Annotated in this window: 20 protein-coding genes; 10 read left to right on the top strand and 10 right to left on the bottom strand. The window is 73.7% G+C overall.

The features are described 5' to 3' along the window. The first annotated feature begins 14 nt into the window (after positions 1-14). From ACWDYJ_RS00280 to ACWDYJ_RS00265, 4 genes are all read left to right on the top strand, one after another. The gene (locus ACWDYJ_RS00280; RefSeq protein WP_451563169.1) at positions 15-1,328 is read left to right on the top strand and encodes a cation:proton antiporter; all 1,314 of its coding nucleotides are present in this window, start codon (positions 15-17) and stop codon (positions 1,326-1,328) included. Continuing rightward, entirely contained in the window at positions 1,325-1,843 is a 519-nt protein-coding gene (locus tag ACWDYJ_RS00275) for a flavin reductase family protein (RefSeq protein WP_451563168.1), read from the top strand. Before ACWDYJ_RS00280 ends, ACWDYJ_RS00275 begins: the two co-directional genes overlap by 4 nt. Positions 1,844-1,917: 74 nt before the next feature. After that, on the top strand, positions 1,918-2,715 hold the full coding sequence (locus ACWDYJ_RS00270; protein WP_451563167.1) for an ABC transporter ATP-binding protein: 798 nt from the start codon (positions 1,918-1,920) through the stop codon (positions 2,713-2,715). Further along, positions 2,712-5,279, top strand: coding sequence for an FtsX-like permease family protein (locus tag ACWDYJ_RS00265; protein ID WP_451563166.1), 2,568 nt, complete (start codon positions 2,712-2,714; stop codon positions 5,277-5,279). The genes ACWDYJ_RS00270 and ACWDYJ_RS00265 overlap by 4 nt, the downstream gene beginning before the upstream one ends. Before the next feature lie 133 nt (positions 5,280-5,412). Here the strand turns inward: ACWDYJ_RS00265 and ACWDYJ_RS00260 are convergent, their stop codons facing one another. The 7 genes from ACWDYJ_RS00260 to ACWDYJ_RS00230 form a co-directional block, all read right to left on the bottom strand. Beyond that, entirely contained in the window at positions 5,413-6,366 is a 954-nt protein-coding gene (locus tag ACWDYJ_RS00260; protein WP_451563165.1) for an ArsR/SmtB family transcription factor, read from the bottom strand. Positions 6,367-6,450: 84 nt separating this feature from the next. Then, positions 6,451-7,383, bottom strand: coding sequence for an ATP-binding cassette domain-containing protein (locus ACWDYJ_RS00255; protein WP_451563164.1), 933 nt, complete (start codon positions 7,381-7,383; stop codon positions 6,451-6,453). 43 nt (positions 7,384-7,426) lie between these two features. Then, positions 7,427-7,663, bottom strand: coding sequence for an MbtH family protein (locus tag ACWDYJ_RS00250; RefSeq protein WP_451563163.1), 237 nt, complete (start codon positions 7,661-7,663; stop codon positions 7,427-7,429). A 171-nt stretch (positions 7,664-7,834) separates the two neighbouring features. Then, positions 7,835-9,403, bottom strand: coding sequence for an amino acid adenylation domain-containing protein (locus ACWDYJ_RS00245; protein ID WP_451563162.1), 1,569 nt, complete (start codon positions 9,401-9,403; stop codon positions 7,835-7,837). Between the two features lie 786 nt (positions 9,404-10,189). Continuing rightward, positions 10,190-10,888 (bottom strand): 4'-phosphopantetheinyl transferase family protein, encoded by a 699-nt coding sequence (locus tag ACWDYJ_RS00240; protein ID WP_451563161.1) that lies wholly within the window; start codon positions 10,886-10,888, stop codon positions 10,190-10,192. Continuing rightward, entirely contained in the window at positions 10,885-11,739 is an 855-nt protein-coding gene (locus ACWDYJ_RS00235; protein ID WP_451563160.1) for an alpha/beta hydrolase, read from the bottom strand. Before ACWDYJ_RS00235 ends, ACWDYJ_RS00240 begins: the two co-directional genes overlap by 4 nt. Next, the gene (locus ACWDYJ_RS00230; protein ID WP_451563159.1) at positions 11,736-12,428 is read right to left on the bottom strand and encodes a tryptophan 2,3-dioxygenase family protein; all 693 of its coding nucleotides are present in this window, start codon (positions 12,426-12,428) and stop codon (positions 11,736-11,738) included. Before ACWDYJ_RS00230 ends, ACWDYJ_RS00235 begins: the two co-directional genes overlap by 4 nt. A gap of 377 nt (positions 12,429-12,805) precedes the next feature. Between ACWDYJ_RS00230 and ACWDYJ_RS00225 the strand changes: the two genes are divergently transcribed. The 4 genes from ACWDYJ_RS00225 to ACWDYJ_RS00210 all read left to right on the top strand — a co-directional run bounded on the left by ACWDYJ_RS00225 (position 12,806) and on the right by ACWDYJ_RS00210 (position 17,375). Next, positions 12,806-13,000 carry a hypothetical protein gene (locus tag ACWDYJ_RS00225; RefSeq protein ID WP_451563158.1) on the top strand — a complete coding sequence of 65 codons (195 nt, stop codon included), beginning with the start codon at positions 12,806-12,808 and terminating at the stop codon, positions 12,998-13,000. Beyond that, positions 12,997-15,348 carry a TOMM precursor leader peptide-binding protein gene (locus ACWDYJ_RS00220; protein ID WP_451563157.1) on the top strand — a complete coding sequence of 784 codons (2,352 nt, stop codon included), beginning with the start codon at positions 12,997-12,999 and terminating at the stop codon, positions 15,346-15,348. Before ACWDYJ_RS00225 ends, ACWDYJ_RS00220 begins: the two co-directional genes overlap by 4 nt. Before the next feature lie 85 nt (positions 15,349-15,433). Beyond that, positions 15,434-16,657, top strand: coding sequence for a sensor histidine kinase (locus ACWDYJ_RS00215; RefSeq protein ID WP_451563156.1), 1,224 nt, complete (start codon positions 15,434-15,436; stop codon positions 16,655-16,657). A gap of 109 nt (positions 16,658-16,766) precedes the next feature. Next, the gene (locus tag ACWDYJ_RS00210) at positions 16,767-17,375 is read left to right on the top strand and encodes a response regulator transcription factor (RefSeq protein ID WP_451563155.1); all 609 of its coding nucleotides are present in this window, start codon (positions 16,767-16,769) and stop codon (positions 17,373-17,375) included. A 5-nt stretch (positions 17,376-17,380) separates the two neighbouring features. Here ACWDYJ_RS00210 and ACWDYJ_RS00205 read toward each other — a convergent pair whose 3' ends face one another. Both ACWDYJ_RS00205 and ACWDYJ_RS00200 read right to left on the bottom strand, forming a co-directional pair. Beyond that, entirely contained in the window at positions 17,381-18,055 is a 675-nt protein-coding gene (locus ACWDYJ_RS00205; protein ID WP_451563154.1) for an NADH oxidase, read from the bottom strand. 118 nt (positions 18,056-18,173) lie between these two features. Then, the gene (locus tag ACWDYJ_RS00200) at positions 18,174-18,971 is read right to left on the bottom strand and encodes an AfsR/SARP family transcriptional regulator (RefSeq protein ID WP_451563153.1); all 798 of its coding nucleotides are present in this window, start codon (positions 18,969-18,971) and stop codon (positions 18,174-18,176) included. Between the two features lie 301 nt (positions 18,972-19,272). Here ACWDYJ_RS00200 and ACWDYJ_RS00195 point away from each other — a divergent pair, with 301 nt between their 5' ends. Next, positions 19,273-19,743: a LysM peptidoglycan-binding domain-containing protein gene (locus tag ACWDYJ_RS00195; protein ID WP_451563152.1), complete on the top strand. Its 471-nt coding sequence runs from the start codon at positions 19,273-19,275 to the stop codon at positions 19,741-19,743. 76 nt (positions 19,744-19,819) lie between these two features. Here the strand turns inward: ACWDYJ_RS00195 and ACWDYJ_RS00190 are convergent, their stop codons facing one another. Next, positions 19,820-20,524 (bottom strand): DUF5324 family protein, encoded by a 705-nt coding sequence (locus tag ACWDYJ_RS00190; RefSeq protein ID WP_451563151.1) that lies wholly within the window; start codon positions 20,522-20,524, stop codon positions 19,820-19,822. 172 nt (positions 20,525-20,696) lie between these two features. Between ACWDYJ_RS00190 and ACWDYJ_RS00185 the strand changes: the two genes are divergently transcribed. Then, entirely contained in the window at positions 20,697-21,224 is a 528-nt protein-coding gene (locus ACWDYJ_RS00185) for a peptidylprolyl isomerase (RefSeq protein WP_451563351.1), read from the top strand. Positions 21,225-21,344: the final 120 nt, after the last annotated feature.

Genomic DNA, 21,344 nt, shown 5'->3' with positions numbered 1-21,344 from the left:
GGGCTCCTGAAGCCATGGAAGTTATCGACCCGCTCACCCGCACCGCCCACGTCGTGGGCATCCTCGCCGTGATCCTCCTGCTGGCCTGGGCGGGCCGGGCGGCCGCCCGTCTGCTGCGCCAGCCCGAGGTGATCGGCGAGATCACGGCCGGCCTGCTGGCGGGCCCCGCCGCCCTGGCCCTGCTGGGGCAGGGGGCCTTCGACGCCGTGCTCCCGGGCCCGGTCCTGGACATCCTGAAGCTCATATCGAAGGCGGCGCTCGCGCTCTTCCTGGTCGGCCTGGCGCACAAGCTCCAGGCCGGCCCGCAGGCGCCGCCGCGCCGCACCACCGCATGGGTGGCGGCCGGCTCGCTCGTGCCGCCGCTGCTGTCCGGCCTGCTGCTGGCCGGACTGGTCGTGGTCACCGACGACACCGCAGCCCGCGGTGACGCCCCGCTGGCCGCGTTCGTCCTCATGGTCGCCGTGGCCATGTCGATCACGGCCGTGCCGGTCATGGCCCGGATCCTCACCGACCGGGGCATGAGCGAGTCCTCGGCGGGCCGGATCGCCCTCGGCGCCGCCATCACCGTGGACGCGATCGGCTGGCTGCTGTGCATGCTCGCCATCAGCCTGGGCGAGGGCAGCCTCTCGGGCTTCCTGCACTCGGTGTTCGCGCTGCTGATCGGCGCCGCCTGCGCGCTGGCGATCCGGTTCGCGCTGCGGACCTCCCTCGCCCGCCAGGCGTACGGGAAGAGCCCGCGCGCGGTCGCCGTCCTCCTGGCGGTGGCCACCCTGGCGGTGGCGGTCACCATGGAGGAGATGGGCATGACCGCCATCGTCGGCGCCGCGCTGGTGGGCTTCGCGATCCCCCGGGACGCGGACGCCGCGTGGACGCCCGCGGTGGACGGGATCTCCCGCTCCGGCCGCTTCCTGGTGCCCGCGTTCTTCGTGGTCACCGGGGTGACCGTGCTGAACGGCAACTTCTCCAAGGCGTCCTGGCTCCTGCTGGTGGCCACGTTCCTGCTGGCCTGCCTCGGCAAGGCGGCCGGCGGCTACCTGGGCGCCCGGATCGGCGGCCGGCCCCCGGCCGACGCCCGGCGGATCGCCGTCCTGATGAACACCCGCGGTCTGACCGAACTGATCGTGCTCCAGGCGGGTTTCAGCGCCGGGATCCTGACGGCGCCCCTCGTTCTGGCCCTCGTCGTGATGGCCCTGGGCACCACGGCCCTGACCGGCCCGCTCCTGAATTTCCTCGACTACCGGGAACGCGGCGCGTCCGGGCGGGCGGCCGGGATCCCCGTACCCGCCGGATCGCGGCGCGCCCTGGCGACGGAAGGCAGCTCCCCATGACCACCCAGCCCACCGCGACGACGGCCACGGAGGCGACTCCTGACGCCTTCCGGTCGCTGATGAGCGATTTCCCCACCGGGGTCTGCGCCGTCACCACCCGCGATCTGGACGGCGAACCGTGGGGCATGACGTGCTCCTCGGTGACCAGCGTCTCGCTCGCCCCGCCCACTCTGCTCGTGTGCCTCCGGGTCGGCAGCCCCACGCTGGCGGCCCTGCTCAACTCCGGTGTCTTCTCCGTCAACTTCCTTCACGCGGACGCCCGGCGGACCGCCGAGCTGTTCGCCTCGGGCAACCCCGACCGGTTCGCACTGGTTCCGTGGGAGCAGCCGCCGCGGGCCGGTGGACCGCACCTCGTACGCGACGCCCACACGGTCGCCGACTGCGAGGTGGTCCTCACCCAGCGGATGGGCGACCACATCACCGTCTTCGGTGAGACCCGCCGGATAACCCGGCAGCACGCCCGGCCGCCGCTCCTGTACGGGCAGCGCCAATTCCGTTCCTGGTCGCAGACCTGAGCCGCTTCCAGACCTGACCCCTCACGTTTCCAGTCGGCCCGGCGTGGTCCGGCTGCCCAGCAGAAGGAAAAGCCATGACAGGGACACCGGACCCGCAGGGTCGCCACGTCGTCCGCCTGGAATCCGTACGCAAGGTCTACGGCGGCTCGAAGAACGAGGTCACCGCGCTCGACAACGTCAGCATCGGCCTGGACCGGGGGACCTTCACCGCGGTGATGGGTCCCTCCGGCTCCGGCAAGAGCACCTTCCTGCACTGCGCGGCGGGCCTGGACCGGCCCACCGCCGGTTCGGTGCTGCTGGACGGCGTGGACCTGGCCCGGCTCAAGGAGCGCGAGCTCACCAAATTCCGGCGCGAGCGGATCGGCTTCATCTTCCAGGCGTTCAACCTGCTGCCCGCGCTGACCGTCCTCGACAACGTCACCCTGCCGCTGCGGCTCGCCGGCAGCCGCCCCAAGAAGGGCGCGGTCGCCGAGGTGCTGGAGCGGGTCGGTCTGGGGGGCCGGGAGAACCGGCGCCCCGGCGAACTGTCCGGCGGTCAGCAGCAGCGCGTGGCCATCGCCCGCGCGCTGATCACCCGGCCCGCCGTCATCTTCGGCGACGAGCCGACCGGCGCGCTGGACACCTACACCGCGCGCGAGGTGCTGACCCTGCTGCGCGAGTCCGTCGAGCAGGCGGGCCAGACCATCGTGATGGTCACCCACGACCCGGTCGCCGCCTCGCACGCCGACCGCGTGCTGTTCCTGGCCGACGGCCGGATCGTGGACCACCTGGACCGGCCCAGCGCCGACCAGGTCGCCGAGCGCATGACCCACCTGGGTGCCTGGGGCACCCGCCCGGCGGCCGCCCCGGCAGGACACGGGGCGCAGCGGTGATCAGGATCGCGCTGCGCACCCTGCGCTTCCACAAGGGCGGTTTCATCGCCTCGTTCATCGCGCTGTTCTTCGGCGCGACCATCGTCGTGGCCTGCGGCGGACTGCTGGAGACGGGCGTGCACAACGCGGCCCCGCCCCAGCGGCTGGCCGCGGCCCCCATCGTCGTCACGGGGGAGCAGCGCTACCTCGGCACCTCGCACGAGCTGGTCTTCCCCGAGCGGGTGCGCCTCGACGCGGCCCTGGCCGGGAAGATCGCGGCGGTGCCGGGGGTCGAGCGCACCGCGGCGGACGTGTCCTTCCCCGCGGCCCTGGCGCCCGCCGGCGGCAAGGGGCGGGCCGGGGAGGTCACCGGCCACGGCTGGTCCTCCGCCGCGCTGACCCCGTACGAGATCACCGAGGGCGCCGCGCCGGCCACGGCCGGACAGGTCGTCCTCGACACCCGGCTCGCGCGGAAGGCGGGCCTGGAGCCCGGCTCCCGCGTCGAGCTCCGCTCCGGCGGCACGTCGAAGTCGTACGAGGTCTCGGGCCTGGCGGCCGGTGACGGCGAGGCGAACGGCGTCTTCCTCTCCGACTCCGCGGCGCTGGAGGCCCAGACCGCCGCCGGGCTGCCCGGCACGCTGGACAACATCGGGGTCTTCCCGGCTTCCGGCGCCGACCTCGCCGCGATCGCCGAGGGGATCCGCACGGCGGTCGGCGGACAGCCGGTGTCGGTCCTGACCGGTGACGAGCGCGGCCGCGCCGAGAACCCGGGCGTGATCGACGACGGCGCCGACCTGATCCCGCTGGCCGCGGCGTTCGGCGGACTCTCCGCGATGGTCACCGTGTTCGTCGCCTCCTCCACCCTGGGCCTCTCCATCCAGCAGCGGCAGCGCGAGATGGCGCTGCTGCGGGCCATCGGCACCACCCCCGGGCAGCTGCGCCGGCTGATCCTCGGAGAGACGGTGCTGCTGGCGGCCATCGCCACCGCTCTGGCCTGCATCCCGGGCCCCCGCGTGGGCCGCTGGCTGCTCGGCGCCTTCGCCGACGCCGGCGTGGTGCCGGACTCGATCGTCTACCGGGCCGGTTCGGTACCGCTGATCGTCGGCGTGGGCACCGCCCTGGTCACCGCGGTCGGCGCCGCGTTCATCGCCGCCAACAGCGCCGCCCGGACCCGGCCCACCGAGGCCCTGGCCGAAGCGGGCCTGCAGCGCCGCTGGTTCAGCGGGTTCCGGTCGATCGTGGGCCTGCTGTGCCTGATCGGCGGGGTCGCCCTGGCCGTCGGCACGGCGGGCATGGACGGCCCGCACGCGGGCAGCGTCGCCACCCCGGCGGCGATGGTCTGGACGGCCGGCTTCGGCCTGCTCGGCCCGGTTCTGGCCCGTGGCATCACGGCCGGACTGCGCCGCCCGGTGAGCGCGGCCGGCCTCTCCGGCCACCTCGCCAACCGCAACGCCAAGGCCCGTACGGCCCGGCTGGCGGCGGCGGTGATGCCGGTGATGCTCGCCACGGGCCTGGCCATCGGCCTGGTCTACATGCAGACGACCCAGTCCAAGGGCGCCAAGCAGGCGTTCGACGAGAGCCTGCGGGCCGATGCGGTGGTCACTTCCGTCGCGGGCGGCATGCCGCTGGAGACGGTGGACGCGATCCGCGCGCTGCCCGGGGTCGCGGCGGCCTCCGCCCAGGTCCCGAGCCTCGGCTTCATCGAGCCGGACGTACCGATCGACCCGGCGCTGAACGGCGGTGACGGGGAGTCCTCCGCACCGCAGCCCACCGAGGTGTCCCTGCAGGGCGTCACCCCCGAGGGCATCGCGAGGACGACCTCCTTCACGGCCGCCTCCGGCAGCCTCGACGGACTGCGCGGTGACACGATCGCCCTGCCGGCCCGGTACGCCGGTGACCGGAAGATCGGCGACGGCGTTCCGATGCGGCTGGGCGACGGCACCCGGGTGGAGCTGAAGCTGGTCGCCACGGTCGACGGCCGGCGCGGCTACGAGACCGCCCTGGTCCCGGCGTCCGTCCTGGTCGGCCACACCGACGCGGGCCTGGTCCCGCAGATCATGGTGAGCGCCGCCCCGGGCACGGACCGGGCCGCGCTGGAGGCCTCGCTGGCCACCCTCGCCGACCGGCAGCCCGGACTGCGGGTCACCGACCGGCAGGCACTGACCGCCGTGGCGGCGGACGAGGGCGACACCCAGGCGTGGATGGCGTACCTGGTCCTCGCGGTGGTCGTCGGCTACGCGATCATCGCGCTGGTCAACACCCAGGTGCTGGCCACCACCGAGCGGCGGCGGGAGTTCATGCTCCAGCGGCTGATCGGCGCCACCCGCCGGCAGGTGATGCAGATGATGGCGATGGAGGCCGTCCTGGTCTCGGTGGCGGGCATCGTGCTCGGCGTCATCGTGGCGGGGCTGACCCTGGTGCCGTTCAGCATGAGCGTGCTGGGCACCACCCTCCCGACCGGCTCCCCGTGGATCTTCGTCACGGTGGTCGGCGGGGCCCTCGGCCTGACCCTGGTCACCACCCTGCTGTCGGCGGGCGCGGTCCTGCGCAGCCGCCCCGGCGACCTGGCGGGCATCAAGGAGTGACCCGCCTGCCCGCGCGGGCACCACGAACAGCCGCCCCCGGCACGGAGATCCGTGCCGGGGGCGGCTGTTCGTACGGGTGCGGTGCCACTTCGACGGTGCTACTTCGACGACAGGGCCCGCGCCGGGCCGGTGTTCAGGACGCGTGCTGCAAGGCGGCGGACACGGCCGGCACCCGGTGCGGGGCGACCGCCGGGGACTGCGCGGCCATGCCCTTGAGCAGCGCCGCGCCGAGCGGGGTCAGGGTGTGCAGCACGGTGTTGCGGATCCGCCGGGTGGTGATCAGCCCGGTCCGCCGCAGCACGGCGGTGTGCTGGCTGGCGCCGGCCGCCGAGATGCCGAGCCGGTCCGCGAGCTGGGTGGTGGTGCAGCTGGCCCGCAGCACGTGCAGTGCGGCCGCCCGGGTCTGCCCGACCAGCGCGCCCAGCGACTGACCGCTGCCGTCCGCCTTGTCCCACAGCCCGGCTGCCTGGTACGTGTCAGGCGGCGCGGCGAACGCCAGCACCACCGGCGCGCTCCGGTCCAGGCGCCGGGTGACCCGGCCCGCCCGGTGCGCGAGGAACACCGAGGGGGCGAGCACGAGGCCGCGGCCCTCCAGGTGGATGTCCTCGTCGGGGCCGTCGTGGATCTCCAGCACCGGCGCGTTCCAGGTGATCCGGGAGTGCAGGGTGGCCAGCAGCAGTTCGGCTCCGCCGCCCATCAGCACCCTGCCCCGGGCCTCGCACTCGACCTCCAGGAAGGCCAGCAGCGCTTCCCAGTACGGGGCCACCGCGGCCTGCCAGACCCGCGTCAGCTCACCGCCCGCGGCGCCCTGCTCGATGATCCGCAGCAGGGCGCCGAGACCGGCGTCGGCGTCGGCGCCGGGACCGGCGCCGGGACGGCTCGGGCCGCCCGGCCCGGCCGTCGCGGCGGGCAGTCGGCCGGGCCACGGCGAGAGCCGGTCCCCGACCTGGCTGCGCCACCGTGCGAACGGGGCGCTGACGCCCCGTCCGAGCAGCCCGTAGGCGAAGGCCGACTCGACCAGCGGGCCCGCGGTGATCTTCAGGCGGGTCCGGGCGACATCAGCAGCGGTGAAATGGATTCTTTGCACAGTGAAGCCCCCGTAGTCCCGCTTTGATCGAAAGGCCGCGCTTGACCGAAGAGCGTGCGCCGCGCGCGGCCGGCCGGCGCCAGGTCAGGCCGGCGTGCCGGTGAGAGTGACGAAGACGTCGTCGAGGGTGGGCCTGCGGAGGGCGAAGTCCGCGACCTCCACGCCCTCCTGCCGCAGCGCCTCGGCAGCCGCCGCGATGGTGCCCAGCCCGTCGCCGACGGGGATGGAGACCACGGCCCGGCCGCTGTCCACAGACGGCTCCGCCGCCGCGACCCGGCGCAGCGCCGTGACCGCGTCCGCCAGCCGTCCGGGCACGGCCACGGACACCTCCAGCCGCTCCTCGCCGACCTTCCGCTTCAGCTCGTCCGGGGTCCCCTCCGCGATCACGCGGCCGGAGTCGATGACCGCGATGCGGTCGGCGAGGAAGTCGGCCTCCTCCAGGTACTGGGTGGTCAGCAGGACGGTCACGCCGTCCTCGACCAGGTCCCGTACGACCGTCCACAGGCCCATCCGGCTCACCGGGTCCAGCCCGGTGGTCGGCTCGTCCAGGAACAGCACCGACGGGGTGGCGACCAGGCACACGGCCAGGTCCAGTCGGCGCCGCATACCGCCCGAGTAGGTGCGGGCGATACGGTCGCCCGCCTCGGTCAGGTCGAACCGCTCCAGCAGTTCCTGGGCCCGGGCACGGGCACCGGCCCGGCCCAGGTGCACGAGCGTGCCGATCAGTTCGAGGTTCTCGCGGCCGGTGAGCATCTCGTCCACGGCCGCGTACTGGCCGGCCAGGCCGATCCGGCGGCGCACCTCGTGGGGCTCGCGCACGATGTCGTAACCGGCGACGGTCGCATGGCCGCCGTCCGGTTCGAGCAGCGTCGCGAGCATCCGTACGGTGGTGGTCTTGCCCGCGCCGTTCGGCCCGAGCAGGCCCAGCACGGTGCCGGCCGGGACCTCCAGGTCCACACCGCCGAGCGCCTCGTGGCTGTCGTAACTCTTGCGCAGTCCTTCCGCGCGTATCGCCATGTCCACGTCCACAGTTCCTCCTCCGCCCCGGACCGGCGCCGGATCAGGCGGCGGAATCGGCGGTGGATCCCGCGGCGGCGGCGGCTTCGCGGAGCGAGGCCGGACGCATGTCCGTCCAGTGCTCCTCGACGTAGGCCAGGGCCGCCTCCCGGGGCCCCTCGGGGAGAGCCACCGTCCAGCCGTCGGGGCGCTGGGCGAAGGCAGGCCAGAGGGAGTGCTGGCCCTCGTCGTTCACCAGCACGAGAAAGGTTCCGTCCGGGTTGTCAAAGGGGTTCGACACGTCGCTCACTCCGTCATCCGAGTCGTCAGGGACGGGCGCGGCCCCCTGCCGTGGCAACGGCAGGGGGCCATGGCCCGCCCTGTGAGAATCCCGGACCGCTCTGACGGTCCGCTGAGCTGTGTCTGACGCCCGGGGGTGACCTCGTAACCCCTCCGGTGTGAAATATTCCGGTTACCGGGCCGCCCGGGCGCGGGTCGCGGCGAGGTCCGTCTTCCCGTTGGCGTTCACCACGATCTCGTCCACCACGTGCACGGCGCCCGGCACCAGGGCCGAGGGCAGCACCTCCGCGAGCGTCTTGCGGACCAGCGCCGCGAACTCCTCGGCGCCGGTCCGCGGTCCCTGCCCGCCGAGCCGTACGAACAGCTCCAGCGTGTCCACCGGCCCGCGCACGATGTCGAAGGCGGCGTCCGCCACCCCCGGCACGGCCAGGACGTGATGGCGCAGCTCACCCAGCTCCACCCGGTGCCCGTTCACCTTCAACTGGTCGTCACCGCGCCCCAGATACAGCAGGGCGCCCTGCGCCAGCAGCTCCACGGTGTCCCCGGTGCGGTACGCGCGTCCCCCCGCCGGGCCGCCCAGCTCCCGCTCGTCGAGGAACTTCCCGGCGACCGCGCCGCCCCCCAGGTACCCGGCGGCCACCGCCCGCCCGGCGATCACCAGCTCACCGGGCGCGCCCGGCGCCACCGGGCGCAGCTGCTCGTCCACCACGTACGCCCGGGTGTTCCAGGCGGGCCGGCCGATGGGCACGGTCGGGGTGGCGGGCACGCTGTGGCGGTCGAAGCGGTACGCGCAGCAGCCGATCGTCGTCTCGGTCGGGCCGTAGTGGTTGACCAGCCGGACCCCGTCCAGTCGGGCGCCGAGCGAGGCGATCAGCGCCGGGTCCAGGCCCTCCCCGCCGAACATCAGCAGCCGCGTCACCCGGTCGTAGCGCGGCGGTTCGGCCAGCACGTCGAAGAACCGGGCGTGCGAGGGCGTCATCTTCACGAAGGTGTAGGCCGCCTCGCGCTCCCGCTCGCCGAACAGCGTCGCCTGGTCCCAGATCCCGGCGACCGTGGTCACCGCGTTGCCCTGGGCCAGCGGCACCCACAGCGAGGTCATGGCCAGGTCGAAGCCGAGGCTGCCGAAGAGCGGGCTGCCGGCGCCGGCGCCGCCCACCAGATCGCCGCACCACCCCGTGTAGTTGACGAGCGAACCGTGCTCGACCATGACCCCCTTCGGGGTGCCGGTGGAGCCGGAGGTGAACACGACGTACGCGATGTCACCCGCCCGAGGCAGCGCCGGCTCCGGCAGCCCGGGGTGCTCGGGCAGCTCCCGTACGTCGATCACGGGCACGCCCACCGGGGGCAGCGCCCCGGCCGGGCCGGCGCCGTCGTGGAGCAGCGCGGCCGGCGTGGCGCCCGCGAGTACGGAGGCGGTCCGCTCGCCGGGGTGGGCCGGGTCGATCGGGACGTAGGCCGCGCCGAGGGCCATCGCCCCCAGGGCGCCGGCCACCGCGCCGGCGGTGCGGTCGGCCCACAGCGCGACCCGGTCCCCCGGGCCGGCCCCCGCCTCGGCGAGCGCGGCGGCGACGGCGAGCGTCCGCTGCCACAACTGCCGGTAGGTGACCTGCTCCTGGCCGCGGTGGACCGCCACCGCGTCGGGCCGGGTCCGCGCGTGGCCGCGCACCAGGTGCACGATCGATTCCGCCGCGACCGGCCGGACCTCGCCGGCGATCGAGCTGGGGTGGGGTGCTGGGACCATCGCTCCTCCTGGGTTCGCCGTGGCGGCCCTGGCCGTCTCGCAAGGACCTCGTTCCCCGCGAGGCTAGGAGTGCCGGTCCGGGCCCCACCAGGCTCTTAAGCGCCCGGCTAATGTCTGCGGTCCACACCCTGCCCGCCCGTACGGCCGCGGGCCGGCGCCGGCCACCGGGTCCGACCACCCGGACATCGCCCGTGCCAAGCTCCCCCGCCAACACCCGCCCGGCGCCAGGGCCGTTCCGGGCCGTCCCGCTCCGGGCGGAGCGGAAGGCGAGCGCGTCGTGCCACCGGGTCCTGTCGCCGGGCCGGAGCCTGGGCGAGGTTCCCCGCCAATGACCGCGCCGGATGCGCGCGCCGCCCGGGCGGCGGCTGGGCTGTCCGGCCGGGCCGGAGCTTGGGCGAGGTTCCCCGCCAATGACCGCGCCGGATGCGCGCGCCGCCCAGGCGGCGGCTGGGCTGTCCGGCCGGGCCGGAGCCGGGGGCGGCGGGGTTCCTGTCGCCGGGACGGGGCCGGGCGAGGCGACTGGCCGCCGACGGTCGCGCCGGATGCGCGTGGCGCCCGGCCGACGGCCGTGCCGTCGTGCTCCGGGCGGGAGCGGGAGGCGAGCGCGTCACGCCACCGGGTCCGCCGGGCCGGAGCCGGGGCGAGGCTCCCCGCCAACGGCCGCGCCGGATGCGCGCGGCGGGTGGCGATCGGCCGTCCTGTTCCGGGCCGGAGCGGGCGGCGGGCGGCGGGCGGCGGGCGCCCGGCCTCCCGCGTCCGGTCGCCGGGGGCGGCGGCCAACGCCCCTCACCGGCACCCCAGAGCGGGCATCGCCACGGCCGCGACGAGCAGCCCGCGGCCCGCTCCCCAGCGCCCGCGCAGCCGCTCCCCGGCGCCCGGACCGGCGGCGCCCCGCACGTGCGCGGTGAAGCCGCGCCCGGCCGGGCCGTCGAAGAAGACCTCCACGTCGGGGAAGGCGAGGCGGACGCGGGCATGCGGGAACCACGCCTTGTACGCCGCCTCCTTGGCGCAGAACAGCAGCCGGTCCCAGCACACCCCGCCGGGGACGGCGCCGGGCGCGTCGACGGACGCCCCGCCCGGCCACGGCAGCGCGGCCCGCTCACCCGGTGTGGAGATGGTCTCCAGTACCCCGGCCCGCAGCGGCCGGTCCGGCTCCGCGTCGATCCCCAGCCGCGCCACGTCCGCCGCGCGGGCCACGGCGGCGGCCCGGTACCCCCGGGTGTGGGTCATGCTGCCCACCACCCCGGCGGGCCACCGGGGCAGTCCGTCCGGGTCCGGCAGCAGCGCCACGGCCGGGCCGCCCGTTCCGCCGGGCAGGGCCCGCAGAGCCCGGCGGGCGCAGTGCCGGACGGTGGCGAACTCCCGCCGCCGGCCCGCCGCGACCCCGGCCACCACCGCCTCCTCCGCGGGCAGCAGCACCCCCGGCGGCGCGTCCGCGAAGGCGTCCACGCCCACGGCCGCGCCGGGCAGCAGCCGCGCGATCATCCCCGGATCAGGCGGGCGACCGCCGCACCGAGCTCGGTGGCGGGATCCGCGAGGTCGAAGGGCAGGTCGAAGTGGTGCCGGCCGGACACCACCAGCTCCGTCACGTCCGCGCCGCCCGCCCGCGCCGCCTCGGCGAAGGCCTCCTGCTGGCGGCCGAACGCCTCGGTCTCGCGCGACCCGCGCGCCACCACCAGCGGTGGAAGTGCCCCGGCCCCGGCGGGCAGCCGCCCCAGCGGGCTGAGCTCGCGGGCCTGGGCCGCGTCCATGCCGAGGGCGTCGTTGACGTAGGTGTGCGTCAGCGGCTCCAGCGCGTACACCCCGCTGATCAGCGTCGCCGAGGCGATCTCGGCCGCGGGGTCCAGCCCGGCGGCCCGCCAGCCCGCCGCGTCGAGGAGCGCCGAGGCCACCAGGTGGGCCCCGGCGGAGTGTCCGCTGAGGTGCACGGAGCCCGGGGCACCAGGCAGTTCGGCGCGGCCCGCGCAGATCCGGCGTACCGAGTCGGCGGCCATGGCGGTGATCGCGCGCATCCCGTGGCGGGGCGCCAGCCCGTACCCGAGGGCGGCGAACGACACCCCGGCGGCGACGAACGGGGCCGCCGCGAAGGCGGCTTCGGACTTGCTGAGCTCCTGCCAGTAGCCGCCGTGCACGAACACCATGAGCGGAGCCCCCGGTCCGGCCGCCGGGAACAGGTCGAGGCGCTGCTCGGGCAGCGGCCCGCACGGCAGGTCGCGGTGCACCGTCAAGGTCGCGCGCGCCCGCGCGCTGTCCGTCGTGTAGCGGGCCAGGTGGACGTCGAGGTCGGGGACCAGGGAACTGGGGGAGTAGTCGAGGTCGAGGCCCGTCGTGCTCACGCCAGTTCCGCCCAGACCTCGGGCAGCACCCGGCGGCGGGCCGCCATCCACAGGTACGAGGCCCCGTCGGAGCCGGCCGTACCGGAACCGCCGCCGAGGAACCGCTCGGCGAGCACCGCGTGGCGGGCCCGCCACATCGCCATCGCCTCGTCGAAGTCGAGCAGCAGCCGGCGCGCGGTGTCGGCGCTCTCCCGGTCCGGCCCGCCCGCCACGTAGTCGCGGTACGCCTCCTGCACGGACCGCTCCTCCAGCCTGGTCCGCAGCCGGTCGCGCTCGGCGGCGCTGAACCCGGCGGTGTTCAGGAAGCGGGTGTCGCGCAGTCCGCAGAGGAACTCGATCTCGCGGAACTGCGCGGACTGGAAGCCGCTGGCCTCGCCCAGGGCGGTGCGGATGACCTCGAAGGCCGTCGGGGTGAGGGTGGCCAGCCCGTCGAACTGCCCGATGAGCGTGCGGAAGATGACCGGCAGCGGGGCCGCGCGGCGGGCCGCCAGCACGCCGTCGCCCGCGTCCAGGGCCTCCCGTACGTCCTCGAGGTGGCGCAGCACCACGGCGAAGAAGATCTCGCAGGACTGGTGGGTGGCGAGGAACAGGACCCGCTCCACGTCGTCCTCGCGGACGCGGGCGGCCTCCAGGAGCTCTTCGAGCCGCAGGATCCGGCCGTACGGAGGGGCGTCGGAGGTGGCGTTCACGTGGGCCTTCTTCCTCGCAGAGACGCGGCTTCTGCGAATACAAGGGGGAAATGAGACGGCAGGCGCCGGAATGCGAATTCGAGCGTAAAGAGTCGGCGTTCGGGCGGCATCCTCATCAAGCGCTCACTTAATCGCCCGTGGCCGCCCGGTCACCGCCGTACCGCCGTCCCGCCGTCCGCCGCGGTCCCGGGCACCGCCCCGCCGTGGCACGGGCCGGGCCCCGCCCGCGCCGGGCGCGGCGCGCGGCCCGTGGGGCCCATGTGAAAACTTCATCTCGCGGTGGTGAGCGCGGCACTGTCAGGGGTCAGCCGTTCCTCGCAGAATCGTCAACGAACGGTCAGGAACCGCTCAACGACGACTAGAGGGAACTCACCGCCATGACCAGCATTTCGGCCGGCGCCGGTATTCTTTCCACCGAATCCGCCCTCGGGCCCGCCCGTTCCTTCGGACGGGGCCTGGTGATCGAGCATCTCGACGCCCTGCCCGACAACCCGCTCGTCCTGCTCAGCATCTGCGCCGTGACGCAGGTGACGGGCCCGGTGGCCCCGCCCGCCGGACGGCTGGGGGCATGACCGCTGCCGGGAGTGAGCGGCCGAGAGCGCCGCTCGCGGACGACGACGTACTGGTGGGCTTCAAATCCCATCTGCGACCGATGGTCGTACCCGATGACGCCACCTATCTCATGTCCCGCCGCGGTGTGACCGCCCTGCACGGCAGCGAGGCCGAGATCCTCGTGCCGCTGCTCGACGGGACGCGCACCCTGGCCGCCGTCCAGCGGGAAGCCTCACGGACGCTGGACACCGAGGACATCGAGACGGCCCTCCTCGCCCTGGCCGACGCCGGGCTGATCCGCTTCACCGCCCGAGCGGCCGGTACGGGTGCCGCGGCGGCGGCAGGCCGGGTGCCGACGCCCCGCAAGGCCGAAGCCGAGGCCTACTGGGACCTGGCCGGCCTGGACGGCGGACAGGCCACCGCCGCCCTGGCCCTGGCCGCCGTCACCATCGAGGCCCAGGCCGGCCTGGGCCCCGAAGCGGTGGCCGAGGCCTGCCGGCAGTCCGGCATCACGGTCACCCGGGACCCCCTCGCGGCCGGCCTGGCCCTCGTCCTGTGCGACGACTACCTCTCTCCGGAACTCGCGGCCGCCGACGCCGCGCACCGGGCCGCCGGCCGTCCCTGGCTGCCGGTGAAGCTGTGCGGCACGGACCCTTGGGTGGGCCCGTTCTTCCAGCCCGGGACCGGACCCTGCTGGCACTGCCTCGCCGTACGGCTGCGCGGGCACCGCCACTCGGAGCTGCCGGTGCGCCGCGCGCTGGGCCTGGCCGGGCCGGTTCCGCGGCCCGCCACCGGGCTGGCCGCCGGGATCGCCCTCGCCGTGAACCTGGCCGTGCTGGAGACCGCGAAGTGGCTGGCCGGGCTGCGCACCCCCGAGCAGGGGCACATCCAGACCCTGGACACGCTGCGGTTGCGGACCGCCTCCCACGCCGTGAGCCGGCGCCCGCAGTGCGGGGCATGCGGAGACCCCGGGCTCGTGGCACGCCGGGTCGGGGCCCCCTTCGTCCCCCGCCCGCGCCCCAAGGCGGAAGCCACGGGGAGCGGGGACCGCGCCCTGACCCCCGCGCAGATGCTGCGCGCGTACGGCCACCTCGTGGACCCGGTGACCGGTGTGGTCAAGGAGATCCGCCGGGCCCCCGGCGCCCCCGACTTCGTCAACTCCTACATATCCGGGCACAACCTGGCCATGGAGGCGGCGTCCTTCGCCGGCCTGAGTTCCGGGCTGCGCGCCCTCAACGGCGGCAAGGGCCGCACCGACGAGGAGGCGCGCACCAGCGCCCTGTGCGAGGCGGTGGAGCGCTACAGCGGCACCCGCCACGGCGACGAACCCGTGGTGCGCGACTCCCTGCGCGGCCTGGGCGCGACCGCCCTGCATCCCAACGCCTGCCAGCTGTACGACGGCCGCCAGTACGCCTCGCGGGATTACTGGAACGCGCAGCACTCCCGGTTCCACTACGTCTCCACGCCGTTCGACGAGCGGCGGCCCACCGAATGGACCCCGGTGTGGTCGCTCACCGAGGGCGCCCAGCGGCTGCTGCCCACCTCGATGCTGTACTTCGCGCGCGGCGAGACCTCGGCGGGCGGGCCGCAGGACGGCCTGTGGGCCGACTCCAACGGCAACGCGGCGGGCAGCAGCCCCGAGGACGCGCTGGTCCAGGGCTTCCTGGAGCTGGTGGAGCGGGACGCGGTCGCCCTGTGGTGGTACAACCGCACCCGTCAGCCGGAGGTGGACCTCGACGCCTTCGGCGAGGAGTGGATCGAGCGGGTGCGGGAGGGGTACCGGCGGGCGGACCGCGAGGTGTGGGTCCTCGACCTGACCTCGGACCTGGGGATCCCGGTCATGGCGGCGCTGTCCCGCCGTACCGACAAGCCCGAGCAGGACGTGATCTTCGGCTTCGGCGCGCACTTCGACCCCCGGGTGGCGCTGCGCCGTGCCCTGTCCGAAATGGGGCAGTTGCTGCCCACGGTGTCCGGAGTACGGCCGGACGGTTCCGGATACCGGATCACCGATCCGGAGCCGTTGTCCTGGTGGCATCTGGCGACCGTCGTGAATCAGCCATATCTGGTGCCGGATCCGGTGGTGGCGCCCAGGGTCCCGGCGCACTGGCCGGCCCCGCGCGGCGGAGATCTGCTCGACGACGTTCACGCGATCACGGAACTGGTGCGGAATAAGGGGATGGACCTGTTGGTATTGGACCAGACCCGCCCGGATTTAAGTCTTCCAGTTGTGAAAGTAATCGTTCCGGGGCTGCGGCACTTCTGGGCGAGATATGCCCCTGGCCGACTTTTCGACGTACCGGTCGCTCTCGGGCGGCTGGCCGAGCCTACGCCATACGACCAGCTCAACCCCATCCCGCTGTTCGTCTGAAGGGTCGATTTTCACCCCCCTTTTCACGTCATTCGCCTATGCTCGCGCTGGACTTGAAAACAGGATGTGTCGAAGGGGGATTGACATGACGCACCGCCACGACTCCGCGGGTGAAGTGGCGGAGGCGGTGAGAGTCGAGGGCATTCTGCGGCGCAGCCGGGACCTCCCGGCACCGCGGATGGCCCAAGTCATCCTGATCGTCGCGATCTCGTGCTACGTGGGAGTCACCACCCTCAACATCCTCAGTGCCGGAGTCGAGGGCCGGGGCCTCGCGGCGGCCGTGGGCTGCCTCGGCGCGGTCTTCGCACTCCAGCTCCTGCACTCCCGGCAGGGAGCCCGACACGTCCCGGCCGCCCGCAAGGCCCTGACCCTGAGCGCGCAGGCCCTCTTCACCTATCTGCCGCTCATCACGCTGAAGTCGCAATGGGGCGCCATGGCGGGATTCCTCGCGGGCTCCCTCCTGCTCCTCCTGCCCCCACGCCTCGGCTGGACCCTGTACGGCCTGGTGGGTGTCAGCATGCTGGTGCCGCCGGTGCTGGAGGGCCGGACGCCGGTCGAGAGCGTCTATCTCGTCCAGACCACCCTGCTGACCGGACTGGTCACCTTCGGCCTGACCCGGCTGGCGGAGCTGGTCCGGGTACTGCACGAGAGCCGCGGCGAGCTGACCCGGGCCGCCGTCACCCGTGAACGCCTGCGCTTCGCACGCGACTTGCACGACCTGCTCGGCTACAGCCTGTCCGCGATCACCCTCAAGGGCGAGCTGATCCACCGGCTGATCGCGGCCCACCCGGCCAAGGCCAAGCAGGAGATCGAGGACGTCCTGGCCATCTCCCGGCAGTCACTGGCCGATGTGCGCCGGGTCGCCAGCGGCTACCGGGACATGTCCCTGGAGGAGGAGATCGGCTCGGCCCGGTCGGTGCTCAGCGCCGCCGAGGTCGAGACGGTCACCGACATCCGGCTGAGCGAGGTCAGCCGTCCGGTGGATACGGTTCTGGCCACCGTGCTGCGGGAGGCCGTCACCAACGTCCTGCGGCACAGCCGGGCCGGCCGCTGCGAGATCACCGCCGTCGAACACGACGGCCTGATGACCCTGTCGGTCACCAACGACGGCGTCACCGCGGGCTACCGGGACAGCTCCCCGCACAGCGGCAGTGGCCTGGGCAACCTGGAGCTGAGGCTGCGTGCCGTCGGCGGGGTGCTGACGGTCGACCGGGGACCCGACCGCTTCCGGGTGGTCGCGCGAGTGCCCGCCCAAGGGGACTACGACGCCCGCGATCCGGAGGACGAAGGGGCCCCGCTCGCCGTCTGACGCGCATCTCGTCTTCCCATCGGGCACCGGTCAACAGGTAGCCGAAACCAGCCCCCTTGATATGCTCGCGAGAACAAGATCGACCGCGCGGACGGGGGAGCTCGCAACGGTGATCAGAATTCTGTTGGCCGAAGACATGAACATGGTGCGCGGGGCGCTCGTCGCCCTGCTCAACCTGGAAGACGACCTCGAAGTCGTCTGCGAACTGGAGCGCGGAGACGCGATTTTGGCCGCGGCGCTCGAGGTGAAGCCGGACATCGCGATCATCGACATCGACCTTCCGGGGCTCGACGGGCTGAGCGCCGCCGTCCAGTTGCACGAAAACCTGCCGGAATGCCGGACGCTGATACTCACCAGCCTCGGCCGTCCCGGAACGCTGCGCCGCGCCCTGGCCGCCCAGGTGTCCGGGTACCTCCTCAAGGACGACTCGCCGAAGGAACTGGCCAGTGCCGTCCGCAGGGTGGTGGCCGGCCAGCGGGTGATCGACTCCAAGCTGGCCCTGGCCGCGTGGAGCGGCTTGGAAAGCCCTCTGACGGAGCGCGAGACGGAGGTGCTGCGGATGGCGGCCCAGGGCTCGGAGGCCACCGAGATCGCCGCGGAACTCCACCTGTCCACCGGGACGGTGCGCAACTACCTGACGACCGTCGTGGCCAAGCTGAACGCGCGCAACCGGGTCGATGCCATCCGCATCGCCCGGGACGCGGGCTGGCTGGTCTAAGGCTGTCAGACGGCCTGGCGTCCGCCGCCCGGGGCGCTGCCGTGGCCGGTGACGGGCTCGTCCACCAGGTCGTCCACGGGTGCCACCATCCCGGCGGCGGACAGGTACCCGATGATGTCCTCGGTCACCTCCCGCGGCAGCGGTAGCGCCGCCGACGCCGCGTCGGGCGTGGTCGGCCAGGCCAGCATCGTCGCCACCCACGCCGCCTCGGGCCGGTGCAGCACCACCCGGTGCGGCGAGTTCACCGACTCCAGCACACACCCGATGCCCGACTCCGGCACCTTGAACGCCACGTGCCGGGGCAGCCGTACGCGCCGCTCACCCGGCTGGCGCGCCAGCACGAAGGAGGCGCCCGGCGACAACGGGAAGACCGACAGCAGCGGTCCCCTCAGATCGTCCACCCCGAGCGTGCGCACCACCAGGTGCGACAGCCTGCTCAGCGTCGGCAGCATGAGCACGTACAGGTCCTCGGGCCCGCTCAGGGCGTTGGCCAGCAGGACCGGCCCCAGCTCCATCCGCCGCAGCACCTCACGTACCACCGGAGCCGGCCGCTCAAGGCGTTCCTGACCCCAGCGGCTGGTGAGGAGCAAGGAGTCGCCGCCCGTGGCCTGGTCGACGACCACGTCCTCGGACAGCGACCAGAGGTGGACGGTTGGGGCATCCCCAGTCGTGCGCCGCATATCGCACCTCTCTTGCCCGGCGGCGGGATTCGTCGAGTATGAGGCCCGGCCCGAGCCTCACGACAGCCACTGAGTCATACAGTGACCATGAACTTCTCACGTCGGGCGCGCACGCCCATCAGATCGCGACCAGGCGTGACGCGGGGACGTCCAGCGTCGGATCGCAGCCCAGCACCGAGCGGTGGAGCTCCTGCAACCGCCGTGACGGCTCGATCCCCAACTCCTGCACGTACGTCGACCGCAGCCGCCTGAACACCTCCAGCGCCCGCGACGCCCGTCCGCTGCGGTACAGCGCCAGGATCAACTGGGCGTGCAGGTTCTCCTGAAGCGGGTACAGCGTCGTCAGTGCGGTCAGCTCACTCACCAGCCGGGTGTGCGCACCGAGCCGCAACTCCGCGCCGATCCGCGCCTCCAGCGCGGCCAGCCGCACCTCCTCCAGCCGCAGTGTCTCGGCCCGCAGCGCCCCGCTCTGCTGTACGTCGTCCAGCGCCGGCCCCCTCCACATGGCGAGTCCGGCCCCCAGCAGCCGCGCAGCCTGCTCGTCGTCCCCGGCCGCGAGCGCCCGGTGGGCCTCCGACACGGCCGCCTCGAAGTCCTTGGCGTCGATGCCGGCCCCGGCAGACCCCAGCCGGTACCCGCTGTGGCCGCGCGCCATGACCTCCTTGGGGTCGGCGCCGCAGACCTGTCCGATCCGGTGCCGCAGGTGCTTCACGTAGGTCTGCACGGCGGCGGCCGGCCCGTTCGGCGGGCACCCGCCCCACAACTCCTCGACGATCGCCCCCATGCTCACCTCCCGCCCCAGGTTCACGGCCAGCAGCGCGAGCAGGCTGCGCTGCTTCGCGGCGCTGGGGACGACGGACCTGCCGCCGACCGTGACGATGAGAGGTCCCAACAGCCCGATTTCCAGCCGCTCCATGTGCCCACTCTCCCTTCGGTGACGTCATCAGGCTCCCACCCGCACCCACCGTCGGGACAGTTACGCCGACACCACTTGGCCGTGAAGCAACGCCTCCGCCCACATGAGAACTTCACGCGCCGAAACGAGGTTTCACGTGAAACATCAGCCGAGAGCCCCCGCCCGGCCCGGCGGGCCCGCCAGTAGCGACCGCCCCGCCGTCCCCCGGACGGCCGCGCCGCAGGGCCGCCCCGCGCCGGGTGGCCGAGAGTGGGTGCAGGCACCGAGCCAGGGGGCACCACCACGCCGGAGGCATGGACACATGGGACTGTTCGATTTTCTGAAGTCCGAGAAGAAGAAGGAACACGAGGCCGCCGAGAAGGCGAAGGAGCAGCGGGAGCAGCGGGCCCAGGCCGGGCCCGCCGCTCCGAACGCGCCCTCCGGCACCGGCACGAGGTACACCGACGCCGCGGCCAACAAGGCCGCCACCGATCGGATGGCCGCCCCGGCTCCGCCCAAGGCGGCGCCCGCGATGCCGCCCAGGCCCACGGGGCCCGCGATGCCGACCCCCGCGTCCGCCGCGCACAAGGCCGTCCCCGTACCGCCCGCACCGCCGGCGAGCGCGGTGCGGCGTACGTACACGGTCAAGGCGGGGGACTCGCTCTCCTCGATCGCCCGGGAGGAACTCGGCAACGAGGGCCGCTGGCGTGAGCTCTACGCCCTCAACGAGCGCGTCATCGGCTCCAACCCCGACATGATCCAGCCGGGGATGGAGCTCACGCTCCCCGGCTGAGCCGCACCGGACAGGGCGCGACCGAGGGGCCCGGATCCTGGTGGATCCGGGCCCCTCGTTCTGCCCGCCGCGTGCGTCAGGGCCGCCCGTCCTCGGAAGTCGTCGGACCCGGCCCCCCCGTCTCGCGCTCCTTCTCGGCCAGCTCCTCGTCGAGTCCGGCGGGCTCGCTGTCCTGCGCCGACAGCTCGGTGGCCGCCGGCGGCTCCACGAGCCAGTCCGGGTTCGACTGCTGGTCCCACCACTTCCACGCCGCGTAGGCGCCGCCGGCCAGTACGCCGACCACCGCGATACCGCGGAGCAGCCGGCCGGTGCGCGCCCGCCGCTCATGGCGCCGTACGAGCCGCCGCACCTCCTTCGCCGACACCTGGCCGCGCAGCGCCGCCAGCGCCGCCGTCGACCGGGAAGCGGCCTCCTCGGCCACCGGAGTGGCCGCGGCGAGCGCGCTCTCGATGCGCGGCTGCGTGTACGCGGCCGCCTGGCGCGCGGCCCGGCGGGTCTGCTTGACCGCCTTGGTCGCCGCCCGGTCCACCTGGGGCGGCACGTGGCAGCGCGCCGACTTCATCCTGGGATACAGATGCCTGTCGTACGTCGTTCGGGCCTGCCGCGCGGCTTCCTCGGCCGCATGCGAAACCCTGGGCGCCAACCGCTCATTCGCCTCATGCGCGTAGTGGACCGCGGCATCCTTGGCGGATTCTGCGTACGGCGCCACCACTTCCGCCGCGTGCCGGACACTCTCCCTGGCGCTCTCGGCGGCCAGGCGCACGCTGTCCTTGCGGGTCACGGGATCCTCCTCCTCGGTGGCGGACACAGTTCACCTTTCCACCCTTTGTCGGATCATGCCTGTCATAACGCCGCGTGGCATGCGTGACAGGGCATACGGACGATTTCTGTCCCCCTCCTGCCCCGCATGGGAGGATCGGAACCGACAAGCGATGACTATGGAAGGCAGAACCGTGGCCGAGAAGCTCTACGCCACCTTGAAGACCAGCCACGGCGACATCGAGATCGAGTTGCTGGAGAATTTCGCTCCGAAGACGGTCCGCAACTTCGTGGAGCTGGCCACCGGCGCCCGCGAGTGGACCCGTCCCACCGACGGCCAGAAGACCACCGCCCCGCTCTACGACGGCACCGTCTTCCACCGCGTCATCAGCGGCTTCATGATCCAGGGCGGGGACCCCCTGGGCAACGGCACCGGCGGTCCCGGCTACCAGTTCGCCGACGAGTTCCACCCCGACCTGGCCTTCACCAAGCCCTACCTGCTCGCGATGGCCAACGCGGGCCCGGGCACCAACGGCTCGCAGTTCTTCATCACCGTCGCGCCCACCGCCTGGCTGACCCGCAAGCACACCATCTTCGGCGAGGTCACCGACGGGGAGAGCCGCAAGGTCGTGAACGAGATCGCCGCCAGCGCCACCAACCCGCGCACCGAGCGCCCCTTGGACGACGTGATCATCCATTCGGTCGTCGTCGAGAAGCGCTGACGCCGCCGAACGCCGACGCCGGGAACCTTTCCGCCCTGCCCGTCCGTACGTCATGTAGCCGGAGACGGCACGCCGTACCGGACCGAGGGGCGCACCCCTGCCTCCCGCCGCCGACCGAGG

This window comes from Streptomyces sp. NPDC003042, from assembly GCF_053591315.1.
Note: the sequence above shows the minus strand (reverse complement) of the source record. Positions and strands in the feature narration are given on the sequence as shown.